Source organism: Streptomyces sp. NPDC001770 (genome assembly GCF_053596135.1).
On record NZ_JBSFFN010000001.1, the window covers coordinates 466,664 to 489,029 of the forward strand.

General features: G+C 72.8%; 22 protein-coding genes. 17 read left to right on the plus strand and 5 right to left on the minus strand.

The window, feature by feature from the left end:
* Nucleotides 1-21: 21 nt before the first annotated feature.
* Both ACWCSV_RS02150 and ACWCSV_RS02155 read right to left on the minus strand, forming a co-directional pair.
* Nucleotides 22-3,117 (minus strand): glycosyltransferase family 2 protein, encoded by a 3,096-nt coding sequence (locus ACWCSV_RS02150; RefSeq protein ID WP_451137912.1) that lies wholly within the window; start codon nucleotides 3,115-3,117, stop codon nucleotides 22-24.
* A gap of 142 nt (nucleotides 3,118-3,259) precedes the next feature.
* Nucleotides 3,260-4,117 carry a hypothetical protein gene (locus ACWCSV_RS02155; protein WP_451137913.1) on the minus strand — a complete coding sequence of 286 codons (858 nt, stop codon included), beginning with the start codon at nucleotides 4,115-4,117 and terminating at the stop codon, nucleotides 3,260-3,262.
* Between the two features lie 102 nt (nucleotides 4,118-4,219).
* On the opposite strand from ACWCSV_RS02155, the gene ACWCSV_RS02160 reads away from it, so the two are divergent.
* From ACWCSV_RS02160 to glmM, 4 genes are all read left to right on the plus strand, one after another.
* A complete protein-coding gene (locus ACWCSV_RS02160; RefSeq protein ID WP_451137914.1) occupies nucleotides 4,220-5,839 on the plus strand; it encodes an ABC-F family ATP-binding cassette domain-containing protein in 1,620 nt (539 codons plus the stop codon).
* A 348-nt stretch (nucleotides 5,840-6,187) separates the two neighbouring features.
* Nucleotides 6,188-6,631 (plus strand): 50S ribosomal protein L13, encoded by a 444-nt coding sequence (gene rplM / locus ACWCSV_RS02165; protein ID WP_266705180.1) that lies wholly within the window; start codon nucleotides 6,188-6,190, stop codon nucleotides 6,629-6,631.
* A gap of 44 nt (nucleotides 6,632-6,675) precedes the next feature.
* A complete protein-coding gene (rpsI, locus tag ACWCSV_RS02170; protein ID WP_266705178.1) occupies nucleotides 6,676-7,200 on the plus strand; it encodes a 30S ribosomal protein S9 in 525 nt (174 codons plus the stop codon).
* Between the two features lie 222 nt (nucleotides 7,201-7,422).
* The gene (glmM, locus tag ACWCSV_RS02175) at nucleotides 7,423-8,781 is read left to right on the plus strand and encodes a phosphoglucosamine mutase (RefSeq protein ID WP_451137915.1); all 1,359 of its coding nucleotides are present in this window, start codon (nucleotides 7,423-7,425) and stop codon (nucleotides 8,779-8,781) included.
* A gap of 88 nt (nucleotides 8,782-8,869) precedes the next feature.
* Here glmM and coaA read toward each other — a convergent pair whose 3' ends face one another.
* Together coaA and ACWCSV_RS02185 are read right to left on the minus strand one after the other, a co-directional pair.
* Nucleotides 8,870-9,865: a type I pantothenate kinase gene (coaA, locus tag ACWCSV_RS02180; RefSeq protein ID WP_451137916.1), complete on the minus strand. Its 996-nt coding sequence runs from the start codon at nucleotides 9,863-9,865 to the stop codon at nucleotides 8,870-8,872.
* Between the two features lie 374 nt (nucleotides 9,866-10,239).
* Nucleotides 10,240-10,611 (minus strand): winged helix-turn-helix transcriptional regulator, encoded by a 372-nt coding sequence (locus tag ACWCSV_RS02185; RefSeq protein WP_451137917.1) that lies wholly within the window; start codon nucleotides 10,609-10,611, stop codon nucleotides 10,240-10,242.
* 116 nt (nucleotides 10,612-10,727) lie between these two features.
* Here ACWCSV_RS02185 and ACWCSV_RS02190 point away from each other — a divergent pair, with 116 nt between their 5' ends.
* From ACWCSV_RS02190 to ACWCSV_RS02230, 9 genes are all read left to right on the plus strand, one after another.
* Nucleotides 10,728-11,090 (plus strand): DoxX family protein, encoded by a 363-nt coding sequence (locus tag ACWCSV_RS02190; protein WP_451137918.1) that lies wholly within the window; start codon nucleotides 10,728-10,730, stop codon nucleotides 11,088-11,090.
* Nucleotides 11,091-11,171: 81 nt separating this feature from the next.
* Nucleotides 11,172-13,019, plus strand: coding sequence for a glutamine--fructose-6-phosphate transaminase (isomerizing) (glmS, locus tag ACWCSV_RS02195; protein ID WP_451137919.1), 1,848 nt, complete (start codon nucleotides 11,172-11,174; stop codon nucleotides 13,017-13,019).
* A 28-nt stretch (nucleotides 13,020-13,047) separates the two neighbouring features.
* The gene (locus ACWCSV_RS02200) at nucleotides 13,048-13,416 is read left to right on the plus strand and encodes a holo-ACP synthase (RefSeq protein ID WP_451137920.1); all 369 of its coding nucleotides are present in this window, start codon (nucleotides 13,048-13,050) and stop codon (nucleotides 13,414-13,416) included.
* A gap of 107 nt (nucleotides 13,417-13,523) precedes the next feature.
* A complete protein-coding gene (locus ACWCSV_RS02205) occupies nucleotides 13,524-14,975 on the plus strand; it encodes an NAD(P)H-hydrate dehydratase (RefSeq protein WP_451137921.1) in 1,452 nt (483 codons plus the stop codon).
* Nucleotides 14,976-15,043: 68 nt separating this feature from the next.
* The gene (locus ACWCSV_RS02210; protein WP_451137981.1) at nucleotides 15,044-15,442 is read left to right on the plus strand and encodes a DUF488 domain-containing protein; all 399 of its coding nucleotides are present in this window, start codon (nucleotides 15,044-15,046) and stop codon (nucleotides 15,440-15,442) included.
* A 66-nt stretch (nucleotides 15,443-15,508) separates the two neighbouring features.
* Nucleotides 15,509-16,648, plus strand: a complete 1,140-nt coding sequence (gene alr / locus ACWCSV_RS02215; RefSeq protein ID WP_451137922.1) for an alanine racemase — start codon at nucleotides 15,509-15,511, stop codon at nucleotides 16,646-16,648.
* Between the two features lie 66 nt (nucleotides 16,649-16,714).
* Nucleotides 16,715-17,929 carry an alpha/beta fold hydrolase gene (locus ACWCSV_RS02220; protein ID WP_451137923.1) on the plus strand — a complete coding sequence of 405 codons (1,215 nt, stop codon included), beginning with the start codon at nucleotides 16,715-16,717 and terminating at the stop codon, nucleotides 17,927-17,929.
* A gap of 1 nt (nucleotide 17,930) precedes the next feature.
* Entirely contained in the window at nucleotides 17,931-18,473 is a 543-nt protein-coding gene (gene tsaE / locus ACWCSV_RS02225) for a tRNA (adenosine(37)-N6)-threonylcarbamoyltransferase complex ATPase subunit type 1 TsaE (protein WP_451137924.1), read from the plus strand.
* A gap of 364 nt (nucleotides 18,474-18,837) precedes the next feature.
* Nucleotides 18,838-19,056, plus strand: a complete 219-nt coding sequence (locus ACWCSV_RS02230) for a hypothetical protein (RefSeq protein ID WP_451137925.1) — start codon at nucleotides 18,838-18,840, stop codon at nucleotides 19,054-19,056.
* A gap of 29 nt (nucleotides 19,057-19,085) precedes the next feature.
* Here the strand turns inward: ACWCSV_RS02230 and ACWCSV_RS02235 are convergent, their stop codons facing one another.
* Entirely contained in the window at nucleotides 19,086-19,622 is a 537-nt protein-coding gene (locus ACWCSV_RS02235; RefSeq protein WP_451137982.1) for a hypothetical protein, read from the minus strand.
* Between the two features lie 206 nt (nucleotides 19,623-19,828).
* Between ACWCSV_RS02235 and tsaB the strand changes: the two genes are divergently transcribed.
* The 4 genes from tsaB to ACWCSV_RS02255 are packed head-to-tail and all read left to right on the plus strand — an operon-like array spanning nucleotide 19,829 to nucleotide 22,345.
* Nucleotides 19,829-20,476: a tRNA (adenosine(37)-N6)-threonylcarbamoyltransferase complex dimerization subunit type 1 TsaB gene (gene tsaB, locus ACWCSV_RS02240; RefSeq protein WP_451137983.1), complete on the plus strand. Its 648-nt coding sequence runs from the start codon at nucleotides 19,829-19,831 to the stop codon at nucleotides 20,474-20,476.
* On the plus strand, nucleotides 20,473-20,964 hold the full coding sequence (gene rimI, locus ACWCSV_RS02245; RefSeq protein WP_327176165.1) for a ribosomal protein S18-alanine N-acetyltransferase: 492 nt from the start codon (nucleotides 20,473-20,475) through the stop codon (nucleotides 20,962-20,964). Before tsaB ends, rimI begins: the two co-directional genes overlap by 4 nt.
* Nucleotides 20,965-20,969: 5 nt before the next feature.
* A complete protein-coding gene (gene tsaD / locus ACWCSV_RS02250; RefSeq protein ID WP_451137984.1) occupies nucleotides 20,970-22,079 on the plus strand; it encodes a tRNA (adenosine(37)-N6)-threonylcarbamoyltransferase complex transferase subunit TsaD in 1,110 nt (369 codons plus the stop codon).
* Nucleotides 22,076-22,345 (plus strand): hypothetical protein, encoded by a 270-nt coding sequence (locus ACWCSV_RS02255; RefSeq protein ID WP_451137926.1) that lies wholly within the window; start codon nucleotides 22,076-22,078, stop codon nucleotides 22,343-22,345. The genes tsaD and ACWCSV_RS02255 overlap by 4 nt, the downstream gene beginning before the upstream one ends.
* Nucleotides 22,346-22,366: the final 21 nt, after the last annotated feature.

Consider the following 22,366-nt stretch of genomic DNA (forward strand, 5'->3'; position numbering starts at 1 on the left):
CCGACGCCCGGGTCCCGGGGGCTACTTGCCCTTGAGGGCCTTGGCGACCCGGCGCAGCAGCCCCTGCTTGGGCGGGGCCGGCGCGGGCTCCGGTGTCTCCACCCGGAGCGAGAGGTCGCGGTGCGGCCTGGTCCAGTACGGGGTGATGGTCCGGGCCGGGTCGGCCGGGTGCGGGGCCGCGGTGAGCTCCTCGGAGACCTCGGCGGTCCGGTCCCGGCCGAGCCGGGCCGTCTTCGTCCAGCCGAGCGCGGTGAGCCGGACGTAGAGGTCCCAGGGGCCGTCGTCGAGCGCGGAGCCGCCGGCCGCGGAGGACGGGTCCAGCTCCGCCGTCCCGGCGACCGTCAGGCCGCCGTCCAGGGTGCGTCGCACCTCGGACGTGGTGTCCAGGCGGTACTCGGCACCGGTCTCGCGCTCCCGCAGCACCAGCACGGCGGTGGCCTTGTCCGGCACCGCGCCGCCCGTCAGCGACTCCCCGGCGAACCGGTCCAGCACGGTCTGCGGCAGTCCGGCCGGGGCCAGGGTGTGGCGCCCCTCTTCGTCGGTGACCACGCCCACCGGGCCCTCGGCCGCACGCGGGGTGCCGGTGAACGACAGCCGGAAGACCCCGTCCTCCCGCCGCTCGAAACCGGTCAGCGAGGGCTCGCAGGCGAGGGAGCGGTCCCAGCGGGCGAGCCGGACCACGTCCTCGGGCCGGTCGTCCTCGATCAGGCCGACGGTGACCCGCCGGGCCAGGGGGAGCCCGGCGACGGCGCCGGCCGACGCGACTCCCGCGAGGGCGGCCCGGACGTCGCGCACCAGGGAGATCCGGTCCTCCTCCTCCATCTCCAGGAACGCCTTGCCGCTGATCCGGTCCAGCACCTCGACGCGCAGCCAGCGCCGGTGCAGCCGGTCGCGGGCCGGGCCCGGCTCGGAGACGCTGTCGGTGGTCTTCATCAGCCGGGCGACCGCCGCGTAGAAGTCGGCGGGCGACGGCGCCGGGGTGTTCCGCTTCGGGCCGTAGTGGTAGCAGACGTAGGAGCCCAGCACCGAGGCGTGCACGGCCCGCAGATACGCCTCCGCTGCGAAGGCCTGGTCCGCCAGTGGCAGGTCCTCGGCGGAGAACCGCAGGGCGTGCCGGAGCAGGAACGCGCGGTCGTACAGCTTGTTGACCGTGAGGCTGTCGGCCAGCGGGTCCTTGGCGAGACTGGCGCGCGGCCGGTCGCGGACGAACAGCTCCTTGGGCAGGGAGCGGTCCTTGCCCGCGAGCTTCCCGACCACGATGTCGGTGTCGTTGGCCATGCCGTATGCGTACATCCGCTCCAGCGCCTCCGGGGCGAGGCGGTCGCCCGGCTCCACGAAGAGGATGTAGTCGCCGCGCGCGGCGTCGATCCCGGCGTTGCGGGGCTCGGTACCGGCCTCCGGGCGTACCTCGCCCTCGCCGTCCCCGACGCGGACGGTCTCGAACTCCTCCTGCGGGAGGCTCTGCGCGTCCAGCGAGGCGAGCGTCTCGCGCAGCGCCTCCGCGGTGGCCCCGGCGGTCGGCACGACGACGCTGACCTTCGGCCCGCGGGGGCGCGGGGCATCCGCGGTGGGGACGACCGTGAGAGCGAGCCCGGTACCGGTGCCCATGGCGTCGGCGACGACCGCGGGCCCGGTGCGGTGCCCGGCCAGGACCTCCCCGGCGGGCAGCGCGGACGCCTCGGCACCGGCGTTGCCGAGCGGCACCGTACGGTCGAACCCGGCTCCCATCACCCGGATCCGCACGTCCCACGTCCCGGCGGCCAGCGGGCTGCCGCCCGCACCGCGCACCGGGTCGAGCGAGGCGGTCCCCGTCAGCACCGGCCGTACCAGCACGGTGCCGTCCGCATCCGTCTCCTCCTCCAGGGTGAGCCGGACGGTGGCGAGGGCGGGCCACAGGTGCGCGGTCTCCGAGTGCCGGAGCAGGACGTCCACCCGGAACGACTTCAGCTCGTCGGTCACGTCGACCGGCTTGTCGAGGACGCCGTCGGTGAGCGCCGGAGCGAGGACGTACCGGTCGCCCCGGCGGGCCAGCAGCAGCCCCGGGCCGTCCTCCCGCTCGGCGAAGCGGGCGGTGAAGGAGACCTTCAGCCGGTCGCGGTCCCAGCGCGCCTCCCCGACCGTGGTGAGCGCGGTCAGATCGGTCTGCCGGCGGGTGTACTCGGTCAGCTCGGCGGGCCTGTTCGCCCGCAGCAGGTCCGAACGCACCCGCTGGTTCGCGGCGAGCGAGGCGTGCACCCCGTCGGTGACGAAGGTGTCGGCCAGCTCCCGTACCGCCTCGAAGGGGTCGGCGTCGAAGTGCGGGTCGATGACCGCTCCGCGCGCCGGAACGCCCAGCCGGCCGAGCATCTCGCCCCGGTAGAAGCGCCGCAGCAGCCGGTCGCGGTCCGGGCCGGGCTCGGTGCCGTCGGCCACCGTGGCCATGATCTCGCGGAGGTTGGCGTAGTACCGGCGCGGGTCCATCGCCCGGGTACCGGCGTTCGCCGCGTCGTCGCGCGCCCAGTACGTGTAGCAGACGTAGTCGCCCAGCACCGAGACGACCTCGGCCTTGAGGTACGAACGGACCAGGAAGAGCTGGTCCTCCAGGATCCACGGGCCCTCGGGGTGCACGATGCCGTGCTCGCGCAGGAACGCGGTGCGGAACATCTTGTGCGGGGTGAGGCTGTCGATCAGCGAGGCCGTGCGCACGGTGCACTTCTCGCGGGTGGTGCTCATCAGGCCGTACGGCACGCCCCGGCTGGTGAAGTTGCTGGCCACCTTGCCGATGACGATGTCCGAGCCGTTGCGGACCGCCATCGCGTGCAGACGCTCCAGCGCCTCGGGGGCCATCAGGTCGTCGTGGTCCACGAACTGGACGTACTCACCGCGCGCCTGCTCGACCCCGATGTTCCGCGGCCTGCCCGGCCACCCCGAGTTGGGGATGGAGGTGGTACGGAAATGGGCGTGCTCGGCGGCGAGTTCCGCCAGCCGGGCCGGGGTGTCGTCGGTCGAGCCGTCGTCGACGAACAGCACCTCGAACTCGCCGGCCGACAGCGTCTGGTCCAGCATCGACCGGACCAGCGGCTCGATGTGGCTTCCCGAGTTGTACGTCGGGACAACCACCGTCACCTTGACTGCCACAGCCCACTCCAGAATCGTCGCCGCCCCGGGTCCCGGGCGGATGAACCGAACCTTATACAGCCGTGACTTGGAGGTGTCCTCGGTACGGCTCAACCGCGTGGGGCGGGAGCCGGCGAACCGCCGGGCCGACGGTCCGGGCGGATCAGACGGTGGGTGCCGCGGACGCGGAGGCCGCCGCCGACGCCTGGACCTCGCCCCGGTGCCGGATCTGGTGGAAGGTGAAGTTGGTCAGGTCGTCGCCCGCGGTGAACACGGCGTTGTCGTCCTTGGTGACGTTCGTGCCATTGGTGAAGCCGCCCACCGAGAAGTACGCGTACCGGCCGTAGGAGTTGGCCGTACGGCGGCAGATCACACCGGCCCGGCAGAAGACCGGCACCCCGCCGCCGCTGAGCGAGGCGACCCCGCCGGCGGACTCCTCGACGGCCTTCTTCGCCTGCGCCTCCGTACCGAACACCGCGACACCGACCGTGACCGCGACGCCGTCCCTGGTGTAGGTGGCGCGGATCAGCTGGTCGCAGCCGTTCCTGGTGAGCACCGCGCCCAGCGCGCCCTGGGTGCCCGCGGCGCACTTCGTGGTGCGGGCCGTCGGGCCCTTGAGGTGGACGCGGTCGCCGGAGGTGAGCTTCTTGCCGGGGAAGAAGCCGTCCACCGTGATCGGCTGCTTGTCCTTCTTCTCGTCCGTGATGAAGTCCATCGGGTCCGGCGGGGGAGCCGGGGCCACCGAGGAGAAGGACGGAGCGGGCTCCGCGGACTCCGGCGGCAGATCGGCCGGACCCGGCAGCGGACTCGCGCTCGCACCCGCCTCCGGATCACCCTTGCCGGCCGACACCACCGCGGTCGCCACGATCGCCGCGACGGCCGCCGTCGCCAGCACCCCGCCCCCGATCAGCAGCCACTTCCGGCGCCTGCTCTTCGCCGCGGACTCCTCGGCCAGCGCCGCCCAGTCCGGAGTCCGACTGCCCCCGGGCCCCCAGGAGGGCCCCCCATGCCCAAAGCTCATGGGGCGCATCCTAGAGGTTCTCGGACAGTGAGCGTCGGTCGTCGCACGAGCGCTCCGGGAATCCGTTTGGGTCGCAGCGCCCGTGCACCCGACAATGCGGGTATGGGACATCTCGAAGCGGGCCACCTGGAGTACTACCTACCGGACGGGCGGGTGCTGCTCGGCGACGCTTCCTTCCGGGTCGCCGACGGTGCCGTGGTGGCCCTCGTCGGCGCCAACGGCGCGGGCAAGACGACACTGCTGCGCCTCCTCTCCGGCGAGCTCCAGCCGCACGGCGGCACGGTCTCGGTGAGCGGCGGGCTCGGCGTGATGGGCCAGTTCGTCGGCTCCGTACGCGACGGACAGACCGTCCGCGACCTGCTGGTCTCCGTGGCACAGCCGCAGATCAAGGTCGCCGCCCAGGCCGTGGACGCGGCCGAGGAGCTGATCCTCACCGTCGACGACGAGGCCGCGCAGATGAAGTACGCGCAGGCCCTCAGCGACTGGGCGGAGGTGCGCGGCTACGAGGCGGAGACCCTCTGGGACATGTGCACCATGGCCGCGCTCGGCGTCCCGTACGAGAAGGCGCAGTACCGCGAGGCGCGCACCCTCAGCGGCGGCGAGCAGAAGCGCCTGGTCCTCGAAGCGCTGCTGCGCGGACCCGACGAGGTGCTGCTCCTCGACGAGCCGGACAACTACCTCGACGTCCCCGGCAAGCGCTGGCTGGAGGAGAAGCTCAAGGAGACCCGTAAGACGGTCCTCTTCGTCTCCCACGACCGCGAGCTGCTCTCCCGGGCCGCCGAGAAGATCGTCAGCGTCGAGCCCGGCGCGAGCGGCAGCGACGTCTGGGTGCACGGCGGCGGCTTCGACACCTACCACCAGGCCCGCAAGGACCGGTTCGCCCGCTTCGAGGAGCTGCTGCGCCGCTGGCAGGAGGAGCACGCCCGGCTGCGCGCCCTCACCCTGCGGCTGCGGCAGCAGGCGGCCATCAGCCCCGACATGGCCAACCGCTACCACGCCATGCAGACCCGCTTCAAGAAGTTCGAGGACGCCGGACCGCCCCCCGAGCCGCCCCGCGAGCAGGACATCCGGATGCGGCTGCGCGGCGGACGCACCGGAGTGCGCGCGGTGACCTGCACCGGGCTGGAGCTCACCGGCCTGATGAAGCCGTTCGACCTGGAGATCTTCTACGGCGAGCGGGTCGCCGTCCTCGGCTCCAACGGCTCAGGTAAGTCCCACTTCCTGCGGCTGCTCGCCGGGGAGCCGGTCGCGCACACCGGAGAGTTCAAGCTCGGCGCACGGGTCGTCGCCGGCCACTTCGCGCAGACCCATGCCCACCCGGAACTGCTCGGCAAGACGCTGGTGGAGATCCTCTGGAGCGAGCAGGCCAAGGACCGGGGCGCCGCCATGGGCGTACTGCGCCGGTACGAGCTGGAGCGCCAGGGCGACCAGCCCTTCGAGAAGCTCTCCGGCGGACAGCAGGCCCGCTTCCAGATCCTGCTGCTCGAACTCTCCGGCACCACCGCCCTGCTGCTGGACGAGCCCACGGACAACCTGGACCTGGAGTCGGCGGAGGCCCTCCAGGACGGTCTGGAGGCGTACGACGGGACCGTGATGGCCGTCACGCACGACCGCTGGTTCGCGAAGTCCTTCGACCGCTACCTCGTCTTCGGTTCGGACGGCGTGGTGCGCGAGACGACCGAACCGGTGTGGGACGAGCGACGGGTCGAGCGGGCGCGGTAGGCGGTCCGGGCTCCCGGGGGCCGCCGCCGGGCCCGGTCCCGGCCGCGTCGATCTTCGTCCGGCCCACTGCCGATCTTCCGCCGGAGCCCCGTCCGCCCCGTAATCAGGGGGTTCGACGGGGCCGGTCGGGGGCCATTTTGACCCGTGCGGGGGCCCCCGGGTATTCTTCTGGTTTGTTATGCGTATTGGCTTGGTCGTTCTCACGCGAGGGGCCCTTACGCCGGTCCACCGGGCCGATGACCAGCGGCAGGCACTCGGGTTGCGTCCCCGCAGCGCCGCCAAGGCTGGTGGAATCGTCCGGGTGGCCTTGTCAGGACTCCACTCACTGAAGAAGCGAAGGCTACGACCGTGCGTACGTACAGCCCCAAGCCCGGAGATGTGACGCGCCAGTGGCACGTCATCGACGCTCAGGACATCGTCCTGGGTCGTCTGGCCACCACGGCCGCGAACCTCCTCCGAGGCAAGCACAAGGCGATCTATGCCCCCCACATGGACATGGGCGACTTCGTCATCATCATCAACGCCGACAAGGTTCACCTGTCCGGCAACAAGAAGACCCAGAAGATGGCGTACCGCCACTCCGGCTTCCCGGGTGGTCTCCGCTCGGTCCGCTACGACGAGCTGCTCTCCAAGAACCCGGAGAAGGCCGTCGAGAAGGCCATCAAGGGCATGATCCCCAAGAACACCCTGGGTCGGCAGATGCTGTCGAAGCTCAAGGTCTACGCGGGCGACCAGCACCCGCACGCTGCGCAGCAGCCGGTCCCGTTCGAGATCACCCAGGTCGCGCAGTAGTTCCGGCCTCCCCCTAAGACCATAAGAAAGATCTGAGGAGAATCGTGGCCGAGACCACTGTTGAGACCGTCGAGGGCACCGAGGGCGAGGAGACCTTCGCCGAGGTGACCACCTTCGAGTCCGAGGTCCCCGTCGAGGGTGAGTACACCTCCGAGTCGCTCGCCGGCCGCTTCGGCGACCCGCAGCCCGCCGCCGGCCTTGGCCGTCGCAAGAACGCCATCGCCCGCGTCCGGATCGTTCCGGGCACCGGCAAGTGGAAGATCAACGGTCGCACCCTTGAGGACTACTTCCCCAACAAGGTGCACCAGCAGGAAGTCAACGAGCCCTTCAAGGTGCTCGAGCTCGACAACCGCTACGACGTCATCGCCCGCATCTCGGGTGGCGGCGTCTCGGGTCAGGCCGGCGCCCTGCGCCTCGGCGTCGCCCGTGCGCTGAACGAGGCTGACGTGGACAACAACCGCGCCACGCTGAAGAAGGCCGGCTTCCTCTCCCGCGACGACCGTGCGGTCGAGCGCAAGAAGGCCGGTCTCAAGAAGGCCCGCAAGGCCCCCCAGTACAGCAAGCGCTAAATCCCGCCTGCTCGTCTGCTTCACACGTTCGCCCCGGCGGCACACACCGTGCTGTCGGGGCGTTCGTTTATCGCCTCTCACGGGCGTATAACGGCATAAGACGTTCATCGGCACATCCGGGGCCATCGCACCCTCAGGGCGCGAAGTGTGACGGTTGGCGCTCTTCTGTCTGCTGTTAATTGTTGTGCTTTTGCGGTTGTCGGAGCATTTCGGAGGACACCAGTGGGACGACTCTTCGGTACGGACGGCGTGCGCGGGGTCGCCAACGCGGATCTCACGGCCGAGCTGGCGCTCGGTCTGTCGGTCGCGGCGGCGCACGTACTCGCCGAAGCGGGCACCTTCGAGGGGCACCGTCCCACGGCCGTGGTCGGCCGCGACCCCCGGGCCTCCGGAGAGTTCCTCGAAGCCGCCGTGGTGGCGGGGCTCGCCAGCGCGGGCGTCGACGTCCTGCGGGTCGGTGTGCTGCCCACGCCTGCCGTGGCGTACCTCACCGGCGTGCTCGGCGCCGACATCGGCGTGATGCTCTCCGCCAGCCACAACGCCATGCCCGACAACGGCATCAAGTTCTTCGCGCGCGGCGGCCACAAGCTCGCCGACGAGCTGGAGGACCGCATCGAGACCGTCTACGACCAGCACCGCACCGGCGCGCCCTGGGCCCGCCCCACCGGCGCCGGCGTGGGCCGCGTCACCGACTACACCGAGGGCTTCGAGCGGTACGTCGCCCACCTCATCGGCGTCCTGCCGAACCGGCTCGACGGCCTCAAGGTGGTGCTCGACGAGGCGCACGGCGCCGCCGCCTACGTCTCCCCGGAGGCGTTCGCCCGGGCCGGTGCGGAGGTCGTCACCATCGGCGCCGACCCCGACGGCCTCAACATCAACGACGGCTGCGGCTCCACCCACCTCTCCCTCCTCCAGGCCGCCGTCGTCGAGAACGGCGCCGACTTCGGCATCGCGCACGACGGCGACGCCGACCGCTGCCTCGCCGTCGACGCCCAGGGCAACGAGATCGACGGCGACCAGATCCTCGCCGTCCTCGCCCTCGCGATGCGCGACGCCGGACAGCTGCGCGGCAACACCGTCGTCGGCACCGTCATGTCGAACCTCGGCTTCAAGATGGCCATGGAGCGCGAGGGCATCGAGCTCGTCCAGACCGCGGTCGGCGACCGGTACGTCCTGGAGTCCATGAAGGCCGAGGGGTACGCGCTCGGCGGCGAGCAGTCCGGCCACGTCATCGTGCTGGACCACGCCACGACCGGCGACGGCACCCTGACCGGCCTGATGCTGGCGGCCCGCGTCGCCGCCACCGGCCGTACCCTCGCCGAGCTGGCGGGCGTCATGCAGCGCCTGCCGCAGGTCCTCGTCAACGTCCCCGACGTCGACAAGTCCCGCGTCTCGACCTCCGCCGAACTGGCCTCCGCCGTCGCCGAGGCCGAGCGCGAACTCGGCGCCACGGGACGGGTGCTGCTCCGCAAGTCCGGCACCGAGCCGCTGGTGCGCGTCATGGTGGAGGCCGCCGACTTCGGCCAGGCCCAGGCCATCGCGGGGCGGCTGGCCGACGTGGTGAAGTCGGCGCTGGGCTGAGGCTCCTGACGGCGGGTCACGACGTCCGGCGTCACGGCGGGGCGGTTCCTTGCGGAGCCGCCCCGCCGTCGTTCTGCCGCGGTGCTCGCTACAGCTTCCGCAGGGAGAGCCGCTGCACCTTGTGGTCCGGGCCCTTGCGCAGCACCAGGGTGGCGCGGCTGCGGGTGGGCGCCACGTTCTCCAGCAGGTTCGGCTTGTTGATGGTCCGCCAGGTGGTGCGGGCGTACTCCATGGCCTCCTCCTCGGAGACCTGGGTGTACTTCGTGAAGTACGAGGACGGGTCCTGGAACGCCGTCTCGCGGAGCTTGCGGAACCGGTTGAGGTACCAGCTCTCGATGTCCTCCGCGCGCGCGTCCACGTACACGCTGAAGTCGAAGTAGTCCGCGAGCCCCACCCTGGTCCGGCCGTCGCTGCCGGGCAGTGCCGGCTGGAGGACGTTCAGCCCCTCCACGATCAGGATGTCCGGGCGGCGCACCGTGAGCCGCTCGCCCGGCACGATGTCGTAGATCAGGTGCGAGTAGACGGGGGCGGTGACCTCCTCCTTCCCCGACTTGATGTCCGCGACGAACCGGGTCAGCGCCCGCCGGTCGTACGACTCCGGGAACCCCTTCCGCGAGGTCAGCCCGCGCGCCCGCAGCTCCTTCATCGGCAGCAGGAACCCGTCCGTCGTCACCAGCTCCACCCGGGGGTGCTCCGGCCACCGCGCCAGCAGCGCCTGGAGCAGCCGGGCGCTGGTCGACTTGCCGACCGCCACGCTCCCCGCGACCCCTATGACGAACGGGGTACCGCGCTGCGCCCCGTGGCCGTTGCCCGCGTCGCCCAGGAAGGTGTTCAGGGCGCCGCGCAGGCCCGAGGTGGCCTGGACGTACAGGTTGAGCAGCCGGGAGAGCGGGAGGTAGACCTCGCGCACCTCGTCGAGGTCGATGACGTCACCGAGCCCGCGCAGCCGCTCCACCTCCTCGGCGGTCAGCGGCAGCGGGGTCTTGTCCCGGAGGGCACTCCACTCGGCGCGCGAGAGGTCGACGTAGGGCGTCGGCCCGTGCTCGGTGCGACGCTGGCTGCCACGGGGCGGCGTTGTGATCACGTATTCATTGTTACGGGAGTTTGAACGGAGCGGGGGGTGGGGTCCCTCACGCGGGCGTGGGGGTTGCGCGGGGCGCGGTTCGGGAATCGACCGCGGGCCCGCACCCGGGGTGGCGTACGGGCCCGCAGGGCGGGCCGACGGCGGCCGGCCCGCGGGTCGGGGCAGCGCCACTGCCTGTGTCCCGACGACCGCGGGCGGTACGGCGAGGCTCCCCGGGGGCCTCCGTCCCCACGGCGGCCGTGATGGCGAAGAGGGCGATGGTGGTGCCCGGCGCGTGACGGCGAACTCCTCGGGCGTGTCCGTACCGCCCGCGTCGCCGACGCGCTGCGTGATGCTTGAAGCCCATCGCCCGGTCGGCGCCCTGCCGCGCGAGCTCACGCGCCGTCGTACTCCGCCCGACTCGCCTCCACCGCAGCCCCGTGGTCCACCGCCCACTCCGCCAGCACCACCGCCGGCCCGATCAGGGTCCGCCCCCGCGCCGTGAGCTCGTACTCGACCCGGGGCGGCACCTCCGGGTAGGACGTCCGGCGCACCAGGCCGTCCCGCTCCAGGTTCCGCAGGGTGCGGGTGAGCATGCGCTGGGAGATGCCGGGGACGCGGTGCTGGAGTTCGCCGAAGCGCAGGCGCTCGCCGTCGAGGGTGGCCACGACCAGCAGGGACCAGCGGTCGCCGATGCGGTCCAGGAGGCCCCGGATCGTCCGGCCGCCGTCGCCCCGGATGAGGCAGGAACCGCGGTTCTTCGACATGGACAGCCGTCCCCTTCTCCGCTCACGCACACCGGTGTGCCTTTTGTGGGCGCTTCCGTCCGCGCCCATCATGTGGGTCCGCACCGGTCTGCTCACCATCATGACGGAGGACGAGGATGGACATCGCGTACTGGATCGTCGCAGGGCTGCTGGCGTTCTTCTACCTCTACGCCGGAGGCAAGAAGGCCGCGCAGAGCAAGGAGCAACTCGCGCCCATGATGGGCTGGGTGGACACCGTGCCGATGTGGGCGGTCCGGGGGATCGGGGCCGTCGAGATACTCGGCGCCGCCGGGCTGATCCTGCCGCCGCTCACCGGGATCGCCCCCGCCCTCGCGCTGGTCGCCGCGCTCGGCCTCGTCGTGCTCCAACTCCTCGCGGGCGGGCTGCACCTGTCCCGGGGCGAGGTCAAGGAGACAGGACTCAACGCCGCGCTGATCGTGCTCGCCGCCGTGGCCGCCTGGCTCGCCGCCACCCGCTGAGGCCGGTGTGGCCGGACCGGCCCACGCCCACCCCTTCCGTAACCCCCGCCCTGACCGCCTCTCTCGCCTTATCGTGCCGATATGTGTGGAATCGTGGGTTACGTCGGGGCGCAGTCGGCGCAGGAAGTCGTGGTCGCGGGGCTGAAGCGGCTGGAGTACCGGGGGTACGACTCCGCCGGGGTCGCCGTATTGGCGGACCAGGGGCTCGCCAGCGCCCGTAAGGCGGGCAAGCTCGTCAACCTGGAGAAGGAGCTCAAGGACCACCCGCTGCCCGCCGGTCTCACCGGTATCGGGCACACCCGGTGGGCGACGCACGGGGCGCCGACGGACGCCAACGCGCATCCGCACCTGGACAACGCGGGCAAGGTCGCCGTCGTGCACAACGGGATCATCGAGAACTTCGCCACGCTGCGCACCGAGCTGACCCGGCGCGGGCACGACCTCACCTCGGACACCGACACCGAGGTGGTGGCGCACCTGCTGGCCGAGGAGTTCGAGGCGGGCAGCGGGCTCGCCGAGTCGATGCGGCGGGTCTGCCGACGGCTGGAGGGGGCCTTCACCCTGGTCGCCGTACACGCGGACGAGCCGGACACCGTCGTCGGCGCGCGGCGCAACTCGCCGCTGGTGGTGGGGGTCGGGGACGGTGAGGCGTTCCTCGCCTCGGACGTCTCCGCGTTCATCGCGCACACCCGGGACGCCGTCGAGCTGGGCCAGGACCAGGTGGTGGAGGTGCGCCGGGACCGGGTCACCGTCACCGGGTTCGACGGTACGCCCGCCGAGGTGCGCGGGTACCACGTCGACTGGGACGCCTCCGCCGCCGAGAAGGGCGGGTACGACTCCTTCATGCTCAAGGAGATCGCCGAGCAGCCCCGGGCCATCGCCGACACCCTCCTCGGGCGGATCGACGGCGAGGGCGCGCTGACCCTGGACGAGCTACGGCTGCCGCCGAGCGTGCTGCGGGAGATCGACAAGGTGGTCGTGGTGGCCTGCGGTACGGCGTACCACGCGGGTCTGATCGCCAAGTACGCCATCGAGCACTGGACCCGGCTGCCCTGCGAGACCGAGCTGGCCAGCGAGTTCCGCTACCGCGACCCGATCCTCTCGCCGAACACCCTGGTCGTCGCGATCTCGCAGTCCGGCGAGACCATGGACACCCTCATGGCGCTCCGGCACGCCCGGGAGCAGGGCGCGCACGTCCTGGCCATCTGCAACACCAACGGCTCGACCATCCCGCGCGAGTCCGACGCCGTCCTCTACACGCACGCCGGACCCGAGGTGGCGGTCGCCTCCACCAAGGCGTTCCTCACCCAGCTCGTCGCCTGCTACCTGGTCGCGCTCTACCTCGGGCAGGTGCGCGGGACGAAGTTCGGCGACGAGATCCGTACGGTCGTCCGCCAGCTCTCCGAAATCCCCGACGCCGTCGAACGCGTCCTCGCCACCATGGAGCCCGTCCGCGAGCTGGCCCGCTCCCTCGCGCACAAGGACACTGTGCTCTTCCTCGGCCGGCACGTCGGCCACCCGGTGGCGCTGGAAGGGGCGTTGAAGCTGAAGGAACTCGCGTACATGCACGCCGAGGGGTTCGCCGCGGGGGAGTTGAAGCACGGGCCGATCGCGCTCATCGAGGAGGACCTGCCGGTCGTCGTCGTCGCCCCGTCCCCGCGCGGGCGGTCCGTCCTGCACGACAAGATCGTCTCCAACATCCAGGAGATCCGTGCCCGGGGCGCCCGCACCATCGTCGTCGCGGAGGAGGGCGACGAGACCGTCGCCCCCTACGCCGACCACCTCATTACGATTCCTCCGACGCCTACGCTGCTCCAGCCCCTGGTCGCCACGGTCCCGTTGCAGGTCTTCGCCTGCGAACTCGCGACGGCCCGGGGCAACGAGGTGGACCAGCCGCGCAACCTGGCGAAGTCCGTGACCGTGGAATAGGCACCGAGAACAGAACGAGGGTGGGCCCGTGATCATCGGGGTCGGGATCGATGTGGCCGAGATCGCGCGGTTCGACGCCGCGCTGGAACGTACGCCCCAGATGGCCGAGCGGCTCTTCCTCGACCGGGAACTGCTGCTGCCCGGCGGCGAGCGGCGCGGCATCGCCTCGCTCGCCGCCCGGTTCGCCGCCAAGGAGGCCGTCGCCAAGGCCCTCGGGGCGCCCGGCGGCCTCCTCTGGACCGACTGCGAGGTCTGGGTCGAGGAGAGCGGGCAGCCACGCCTCCGGGTCACCGGCACGGTCGCCGCCCGCGCCGAGGCCCTCGGCGTCCGCAACTGGCACCTCTCCCTCAGCCACGACGCGGGGGTGGCGTCGGCCATGGTGGTCGCGGAAGGTTGAGAGGGTGGGCCGGGGCTTGTGCGGGCGGGCGTACGGGTACGTGTGAGCCGACCCGCCGGATGATCATCACCGGACCTGTTGCTCCCCGAAGCGTGAAGGGCTGACCGATGCGTACCGCTTACAGCGTGGAGACCGTACGGGCCGCCGAGCGGGCCCTGATGGCGCGGCTGCCCGAGGGCGCCCTGATGCAGCGCGCCGCCGCCGGGCTCGCCGTCGCCTGCGGGGACCTGCTCCGGCGCAACGGCCGGGTGTACGGGTCCCGGGTGCTGCTCCTCGTCGGCAGCGGCGCCAACGGGGGCGACGCCCTGTACGCGGGCGCCCGCCTCGCCCGGCGCGGGGCGGGTGTCAGCGTCCTGCTCACCGCCCCCGAAAAGGCCCACGCGGGCGGGCTCGCCGCGCTGCGGGCGGCCGGCGGACGGGTGCTGGACCGGCCCGAGGAGGCCGGGATCGTGGACCTCGTGGTGGACGGGATCACCGGCATCGGCGGCCGGGGCGGGCTGCGCCCGGAGGCCGCCGCGCTGGTGAAGGCGGTCACCGAGGGGCACGGGGCGCCGGTCCTCGCGGTGGACCTGCCCAGCGGGGTGGAGGCGGACAGCGGGGAGGTGCACGGCGAGGCGGTACGCGCCGACGCCACCGTCACCTTCGGCACGTACAAGCCCGGCCTGCTCGTCGACCCCGGCGCCGAACGGGCGGGCGGGCTGCGGCTGGTCGACATCGGCCTCGGCCCGGAGCTGCCGGAGACCCCGGACCTGGAGGCGCTCCAGTTCGCGGACGTGGCGGCGCTGCTGCCGCTGCCGGGCGCGGAGAGCGACAAGTACGGCCGGGGCGTCGTCGGCGTGGTCGCCGGCTCGGAGCGGTACCCGGGCGCGGCGGTCCTCGCCGTCGCCGGGGCGCTGCGCGGCGGCGCCGGTGCGGTGCGGTACGCGGGTCCGGGCGGGGAGACGGTGATCGCCCGGTTCCCCGAGACCCTGGTCCACGAGGGGCGGCCCTCGCAGGCGGGCCGGGTGCAGTCCTGGGTGGTCGGGCCCGGTCTCGGCGACGGGCGGGCGGCCACCGCCGCCGTCGAGGACGTACTCGCCACCGACGTACCCGTACTGATCGACGCGGACGGACTCCGGCTGATGGACGGCGACGCGGTGCGTGCCCGCACGGCCGCCACCGTCCTCACCCCGCACGCCGGGGAGGCCGCCGCCCTGCTCGGCGTGGAGCGCGCGGAGGTGGAGGCGGGGCGGCTCACCGCCGTACGCGAACTCGCCGCCCGCTACCGCGCCACGGTCCTCCTCAAGGGGTCCACCACGTTGATCGCGGAGGCCCCGGGCACTCCCGTACGGGTGAATCCGACCGGGACCGCGTGGCTCGCCACGGCGGGCAGCGGGGACGTGCTCTCCGGGCTGATCGGCTCACTGCTCGCGGCCGGCCTCGCCCCGCGCGACGCGGCCTCGGTCGGTGCCCACCTGCACGGCCTCGCCGGACGGCACGGCGCGGACGGGGCGCCCGTCTCCGCGCAGGACATCGCCGAGGGCATCCCGGCCGCCTGGCGCGACGTACGCAGGGGCTGAGCGTGCGGGGCCCGCCCGCCGGGACCACCCTGGAAGCGGCGACGGACACCGACCGGGAGGTGGCAGCCATGGGGAAGAGCGGCATCCGGGTCCGCAGGGTCTACGACCCGCCCGAACCGCGCGCGGACGGCGTCCGGGTGCTGGTCGACCGGCTCTGGCCGCGCGGGGTGTCGAAGGAGCGGGCCGCCGTCGACCGGTGGCTGAAGGACATCACCCCCTCGAACGAGCTGCGCGGCTGGTACCACGAGGACCGCTCCGGCGCCCGGCACGACGCGTTCGTCGACCGCTACCGCGCCGAACTCGACGACCCCGCGCACACCGAGGCCGTCACCACCCTGCTGCGCCTGCTGGACGGGGACACCCCCGTGACCCTGGTGACCTCCGTCAAGGACATCGACGCCAGCCATGTGCCGGTGCTGGCCGAGTACCTGGAGCACGCGCGGGCCCACCGGCCGGACGACGCCTGAGCACACGGCGGGGGAAGGCCCCCGCGCGCCGGGTTCCCGGCCGGCGACCTGAGACACTGGGCCGCGATGAACGAGAAAGCGTCCTTGAGAGCCCGGGCCGAGATCGACCTCGCCGCACTCCGCGCCAACGTGCGCGAGCTGCGCGCGCGGGCGGGCGGGGCCCAACTCATGGCCGTGGTGAAGTCCGACGCCTACGGCCACGGCGCCGTGCCCTGCGCGCGCGCCGCACTCGAAGCCGGCGCGACCTGGCTCGGCACCGCCACCCCGCAGGAGGCCCTGGCGCTGCGCGCGGCCGGTCTCGACTCCCGGATCATGTGCTGGCTGTGGACGCCCGGCGGCCCCTGGCGCGAGGCGATCGAGGCCGACATCGACGTCTCCGTCAGCGGCCTCTGGGCGCTCCGCGAGGTCGTCGCCGCAGCCGGGGAGGCGGGCAGGACGGCCCGTATCCACCTCAAGGCCGACACCGGGCTCGGCCGCAACGGCTGCCAGCCCGCCGACTGGCCCGAGCTCGTCGCCGAGGCGCGTACCGCCGAGGCGGGCGGGGCCGTCCGCGTCACCGGCCTGTGGTCCCACTTCGCCTGCGCCGACGAGCCCGGCCACCCCTCGATCGCCGCCCAGCTCACGGTCTTCCGCGACATGGTGGCGTACGCGGAGAAGGCCGGCGTGGAGCCCGAGGTCCGGCACATCGCCAACTCCCCGGCCACCCTGACCGTGCCGGAGTCCCACTTCGACCTGGTGCGCACCGGGATCGCGATGTACGGCATCTCGCCCAGCCCCGAGCTGGGCACCCCCGCCGACTTCGGGCTTCGCCCGGTGATGACGCTCGCCGCCTCCGTCGCCCTGGTCAAGCAGGTCCCCGCCGGACACGGCATCAGCTACGGCCACCACTACACGACCCCCGCCGAGACCACCCTCGCCCTGGTGCCGCTCGGGTACGCCGACGGCATCCCGCGCCATGCCTCCGGGCGAGGCCCCGTGCTGGTCGCGGGCCGGGTGCGGACGGTCGCCGGACGGGTCGCGATGGACCAGTTCGTCGTGGACCTGGAGGGCGACCGCACCGAACCGGGCGCCGAGGCGGTGCTCTTCGGGCCGGGCGACCGGGGCGAGCCGACCGCCGAGGACTGGGCGGTGGCGGCGGACACCATCGCGTACGAGATCGTCACCAGGATCGGTACGCGGGTCCCCCGGGTACACGTCGGCGAGTAGCGGCGGCCTCGCCGTACGGCACCACCGACGAGCACGGACCACGACCACGGACGAGGAGCGGGCACGGTGAGCGAGAGCAGCGCGGGAGCCGCGGGGGACGTGGTGGCGGCGGCCGCCGCGGCCACGGCGGGCGGATGGCGCCGGGCCGGGTTCGCCGGGGCCGCCATAGGGGTGCTCGCGGCCGGAGCGGCGGCCGGGGTCGCCGTGGAGCGCCTCACGGTCGGCCGGGGCATGCGGAAGAAGGCGCGCCTCGCGCTGGACGCCTCCGGGCCGTACGGCGCGCTGCGCGGCACCCCGGGCCAGGCGGTCGCCGACGACGGCACCGCGCTCTACTACGAGATCGACGAGGCCGAACCGGCGGCCGGATCGAACACCGGCTCCACCGGTCCGCGCAAGCGCCGCCTCTTCGGCCGCAAGTCCCCCGGACCCGTCACCGTCGTCTTCAGCCACGGCTACTGCCTCGCGCAGGACTCCTGGCACTTCCAGCGGGCGGCGCTGCGCGGGCTGGTCCGTACCGTCCACTGGGACCAGCGCAGCCACGGCCGGTCCGCGCGCGGCAGGTCCCAGGCCGACGGGGTGCCGGTCACCATCGACCAGCTGGGCCGGGACCTGAAGGCGGTCATCGACGCGGCGGCCCCCGAGGGACGCCTCGTGCTGGTCGGGCACTCGATGGGCGGCATGACGATGATGGCGCTCGCCGACCAGTACCCGGCACTCGTCCGCGACCGGGTCGCCGCCGCCGCGTTCGTCGGCACCTCCAGTGGCCGGCTCGGCGAGGTCAGCTTCGGCCTGCCGGTCGCGGGCGTCAACGCGGTGCGCCGGGTGCTCCCCGGGGTGCTGAAGGCGCTCGGTACGCAGACGGAGCTGGTGGAGCGGGGCCGCCGGGCCACCGCCGACCTCTTCGCGAGCCTGATCAAGCGGTACTCGTTCGGCTCCCGGGACGTGGACCCGGCGGTCGCCCGGTTCGCCGAGCGGCTCATCGAGGCGACCCCCATCGACGTCGTCGCGGAGTTCTACCCGGCGTTCACCGAGCACGACAAGAGTGCCGCGCTGCCCGTCTTCCGGGACATGCCGGTACTGATCCTGGCGGGCGACAAGGACCTGGTCACGCCCAGTTCGCACAGCGAGGCCATCGCCGACGTGCTGCCCGACGCGGAGCTGGTCATCGTGCCGGACGCGGGCCATCTGGTGATGCTGGAACACCCCGAGACGGTGACCGACCGGCTCGCGGACCTGCTGGTGCGGATCGGAGCCGTACCCGCTCCGGCTAACGTGGTCTGACATGGAAGCACCGCACAACGGCCCGGCCGCCGAGACCGCGGCGGCCCCGGACGCCGTCACCGTACGCATCGCCGTCGAGTCACCCGAGCAGATGACCGAGCTCGGCCGGGAGCTGGCCGGGCTGCTGGCCCCCGGCGACCTGGTGATGCTCACCGGCGAGCTCGGCGCCGGAAAGACGACCCTGACCCGGGGCCTCGGCGAAGGGCTCGGGGTGCGGGGCGCCGTCACGTCCCCCACCTTCGTGATCGCCCGGGTCCACCCCCCGCTGGGCGACGGCCCCGCCCTGGTCCACGTCGACGCCTACCGTCTGGGCGGCGGGCTCGACGAGATGGAGGACCTGGACCTCGACGTGTCGCTGCCGGACTCGGTGGTGGTCGTGGAGTGGGGCGACGGCAAGGTCGAGGAGCTCTCCGACGACCGGCTCCACGTGGTCATCGACCGCGCCACCGGCGACACCGACGACGACCGGCGCGAGGTGACCCTCGCGGGGGTCGGGGCGCGCTGGGCGGACCTGCGGACCCGGATCGGCGGGGACCCGGCCTGAGGATTCCAGCCGGGCCGGCTCTCCTGGCCCGGCTCCTTCCTGCCTGATTCCGCCCGGCCTGATTCCGTCCCGGGCCTGATTCCGTCCCGGGCCCGATTCGTCCCGGGCCCGATTCCTCCCGGGCCCGATTCCTCCCGGGCCCGATTCCTCCCTGGCCTGATTCGGCACACCCCTTGCGGGGCGTCTTCCTTACGGGGAGGGCGCCCCGCAGGCGTGTCCGGGGGTGCAGGGGACGGGTTCCCGGGGTGGTTTCCGACAAGCTGTCGGTAAAATGTTGCGCAGACGACCCCGCCCGTGGTGGTATGGGGTGGCGAAATGGTTAGGTTTACCTAACTACTCCTCCAGCGGAGCCCAGGAGGCATCCATGCCGACGCCCGAGCGAGAAGTCCGGTACCCGTCCCCCTCCGGGGTGCCGATGAAGGATCTGCTCGCTTCGTGTGCGGCGGCCAGCGCCGTGTCGACCCCGCCCGAGGCGCCTGCGGCGCGCGCGGCGGACGACGGCGAGGCCGTGGCCGAGGAGGACACCGAGCTCTCGGCCACGGTGCACGGAATCAGGCCGCCCGCGCGGCGCGAAGCGGCCTGAGTCCCGCGAACCCGGTGGAGGAAGCCCCTCTACGGGACGACGACGACCTTCACGGCGACCGTGGCGAACGACCACATCGCGTCGGCGTCCGCCCGCTTCATCCGCACCCCGCCGGTCTTCAGCGTCGGGTCCGGGGTCGGCAGCGAACCGTCCTGCGCCGCGCTGAAGCCGATCACCGTGTCGTCCACCTCGGCGAACCGCACCACGTGCTCGATCGGCACGCCGTCCGAGCCCGTCACCGTGCCGGTGCGGGAGAAGACCGCGTACGAACCCGGCTCGGGGCTGACGCTGCTCGCCACCACCTTGAACGTCCGCGACGCCTTGCCGTCCTCGCCGACCAGCCACACCCGCCGCTCCCTGAGCGCGTACACCACCCGGAGGCCGCTCCCGGAGCCGTCCGGCACCGCGAGCGGATCGACCTCGGGGGAGGGCTTCGCGGACGGCTTCGCGGACGCGGAGGCGGAGACGCTCGTCGAGGGGGCGGCCACCGAATCCGGGGCGTTCGCCGACGCCTGGTAAGCGAGGAATGCGACCGCCGCGACGGCCGCCGCAGTGAGCCCGGCCACGATTCCCGAGCTGCCCCTTGCCACCTGAGCTCCCCTTTCGCATGCGGTCCGCCGCATGCCGCCTGTCGCATGTCGTACAAGGTTTACGTCGTACTCGCGTATCCCGGGTGACGGTAGCAGCAGCCGCGGGACGGACCGGGACGACGTACGGGCGCGATGACCCGGTCGCCGGAGAGCCGTAGGCTGTTTGCGTGCTCTTGCTCGCCATGGATACCGCCACCCCCGCCGTCACCGCCGCCCTCCACGACGGCACCTCCGTCGTCGCGGAGTCCGGCCAGGTGGACGCCCGACGCCACGGGGAGCTGCTGCTCCCCACCGTCGACCGCGTCCTCGCCGAGGCCGGGACCACCCTCGACGCCGTGTCCGGCATCGTCGTCGGCGTCGGCCCCGGCCCGTACACCGGGCTGCGCGTCGGCCTCGTGACCGCCGCGACCTTCGCCTCCGCGCTCTCCGTCCCCGTGTACGGGCTGTGCACCCTGGACGGACTCGCGTACGCCGCCGGCGAGGCCGGGATCACCGGGCCCTTCGCCGTCGCCACGGACGCCCGCCGCAAGGAGGTCTACTGGGCGCGGTACACGGACCCCCGCACCCGTACCGGCGGCCCGTCCGTCGACCGGCCCGCCGACATCGCCGAGGAGCTGGCCGGCCTGCCCGTCGTCGGCGCCGGAGCGGTGCTCTACCCCGACTCCTTCCCGGACGCGCGCGGACCCGAGCACGTCGCGGCCGGGGCGCTCGCCGCGCTCGCCGCCGAACGCCTCGCCGCCGGTGAGAAGCTGCTCGACCCGCAGCCGCTCTACCTCCGCAGGCCCGACGCGCAGGTCCCGAAGAACTACAAGGTGGTCACCCCGAAGTGACCGTCCCGACCGCTGAACTGCGCGAGATGCGCTGGTGGGACATCGAACCGGTGCTGGAGCTCGAACACGAGCTCTTCCCCGACGACGCCTGGTCGGCCGGGATGTTCTGGTCCGAACTCGCCCACGCCCGGGGCCCGCACGCCACCCGGCGGTACGTCGTCGCCGAGGAACCGGCCACCGGGCGGATCGTCGGCTACGCCGGACTCGCCGCCGCCGGCGACCTCGCCGACGTGCAGACCATCGGCGTCACCCGCGACCACTGGGGCGGCGGCCTCGGCTCGGAACTCCTCACCGACCTGCTGAAGCACGCCACCGCCTTCGAATGCGCCACCGTGCTGCTCGAAGTCCGGGTCGACAACACCCGCGCCCAGAAGCTCTACGAACGCTTCGGCTTCGAGCCGATCGGCTTCCGGCGCGGCTACTACCAGCCGGGCAACATCGACGCACTCGTCATGCGCCTCCACGTACAAGGAACAGAGAATGGCTGATGGCAATGGCTGACGAACCGCTCGTACTCGGCATCGAGACCTCCTGCGACGAGACCGGCGTCGGCATCGTGCGCGGCACCACCCTCCTCGCCGACGCCGTCGCGTCCAGCGTGGACACCCACGCCCGCTTCGGCGGAGTCGTCCCGGAGATCGCCTCCCGCGCCCACCTGGAGGCGATGGTCCCCACCATCGAGCGCGCCCTCAGGGACGCCGGGGTCAGCGCCCGGGACCTGGACGGCATCGCCGTCACCGCCGGTCCGGGCCTCGCCGGAGCACTCCTCGTCGGCGTCTCGGCCGCCAAGGCGTACGCGTACGCGCTGAACAAGCCGCTCTACGGCGTGAACCACCTGGCCTCGCACATCTGCGTCGACCAGCTGGAGCACGGCCCGCTCCCCGAGCCGACGATGGCCCTGCTGGTCAGCGGCGGCCACTCCTCGCTGCTGCTCGCCCCGGACATCACCAGCGACGTACGGCCGCTGGGCGCCACCATCGACGACGCGGCGGGCGAGGCCTTCGACAAGATCGCCCGCGTGCTGGACCTCGGCTTCCCCGGCGGTCCGGTCATCGACCGGCTGGCCAGGGAGGGCGACCCCAAGGCCATCGCGTTCCCGCGCGGCCTGACCGGCTCCCGCGACCCCGCGTACGACTTCTCCTTCTCCGGGCTCAAGACCTCGGTCGCCCGATGGATCGAGGCGAAGCGCGCGGCAGGCGAGGAGGTGCCGGTACGCGACGTGGCGGCGTCCTTCCAGGAGGCGGTGGTCGACGTCCTGACCCGCAAGGCCGTCCGCGCCTGCAAGGACGAGGGCGTCGACCACCTGATGATCGGCGGCGGCGTCGCGGCCAACTCCCGGCTCCGCGCCCTCGCCCAGGAACGCTGCGAGCGCGCCGGGATCCGCCTCCGGGTCCCCCGCCCCGGACTCTGCACCGACAACGGCGCGATGGTCGCCGCCCTCGGCGCCGAGATGGTCGCGCGCAACCGGCCCGCCTCCGACTGGGAGCTCTCCGCCGACTCCTCGCTGCCGGTGACCGACCCGCACGTACCGGGCGCGCAGCACAGCCACACCCACGATCACGACCACGTGCACGAGATCAGCAAGGACAACCTGTACTCATGACCGTCGCGCTGATGTGGGAGGCCCGCGCCACCGACGGGCGGGGTACCGAACTGCTGGAGTGGGCCCGCGCCCGGGCCGGCGAACTCGCCCGTACCCCGCTCCGCACCGAGCTGCTGCGCGCCCCGGGGGACCGGGTGCTGGTGATCACCTGGTGGCCGGGGGAGTACGGCGACCAGCTGCCGGAACTCCCCGAGCCGGACGAACGGCTGATCACCCGCGCGGTGCACCGCTGGCGCTTCGAGTCACTGGGGCCGGTCGACTCCTGAAGGGCGTGCCCGACGGACGGA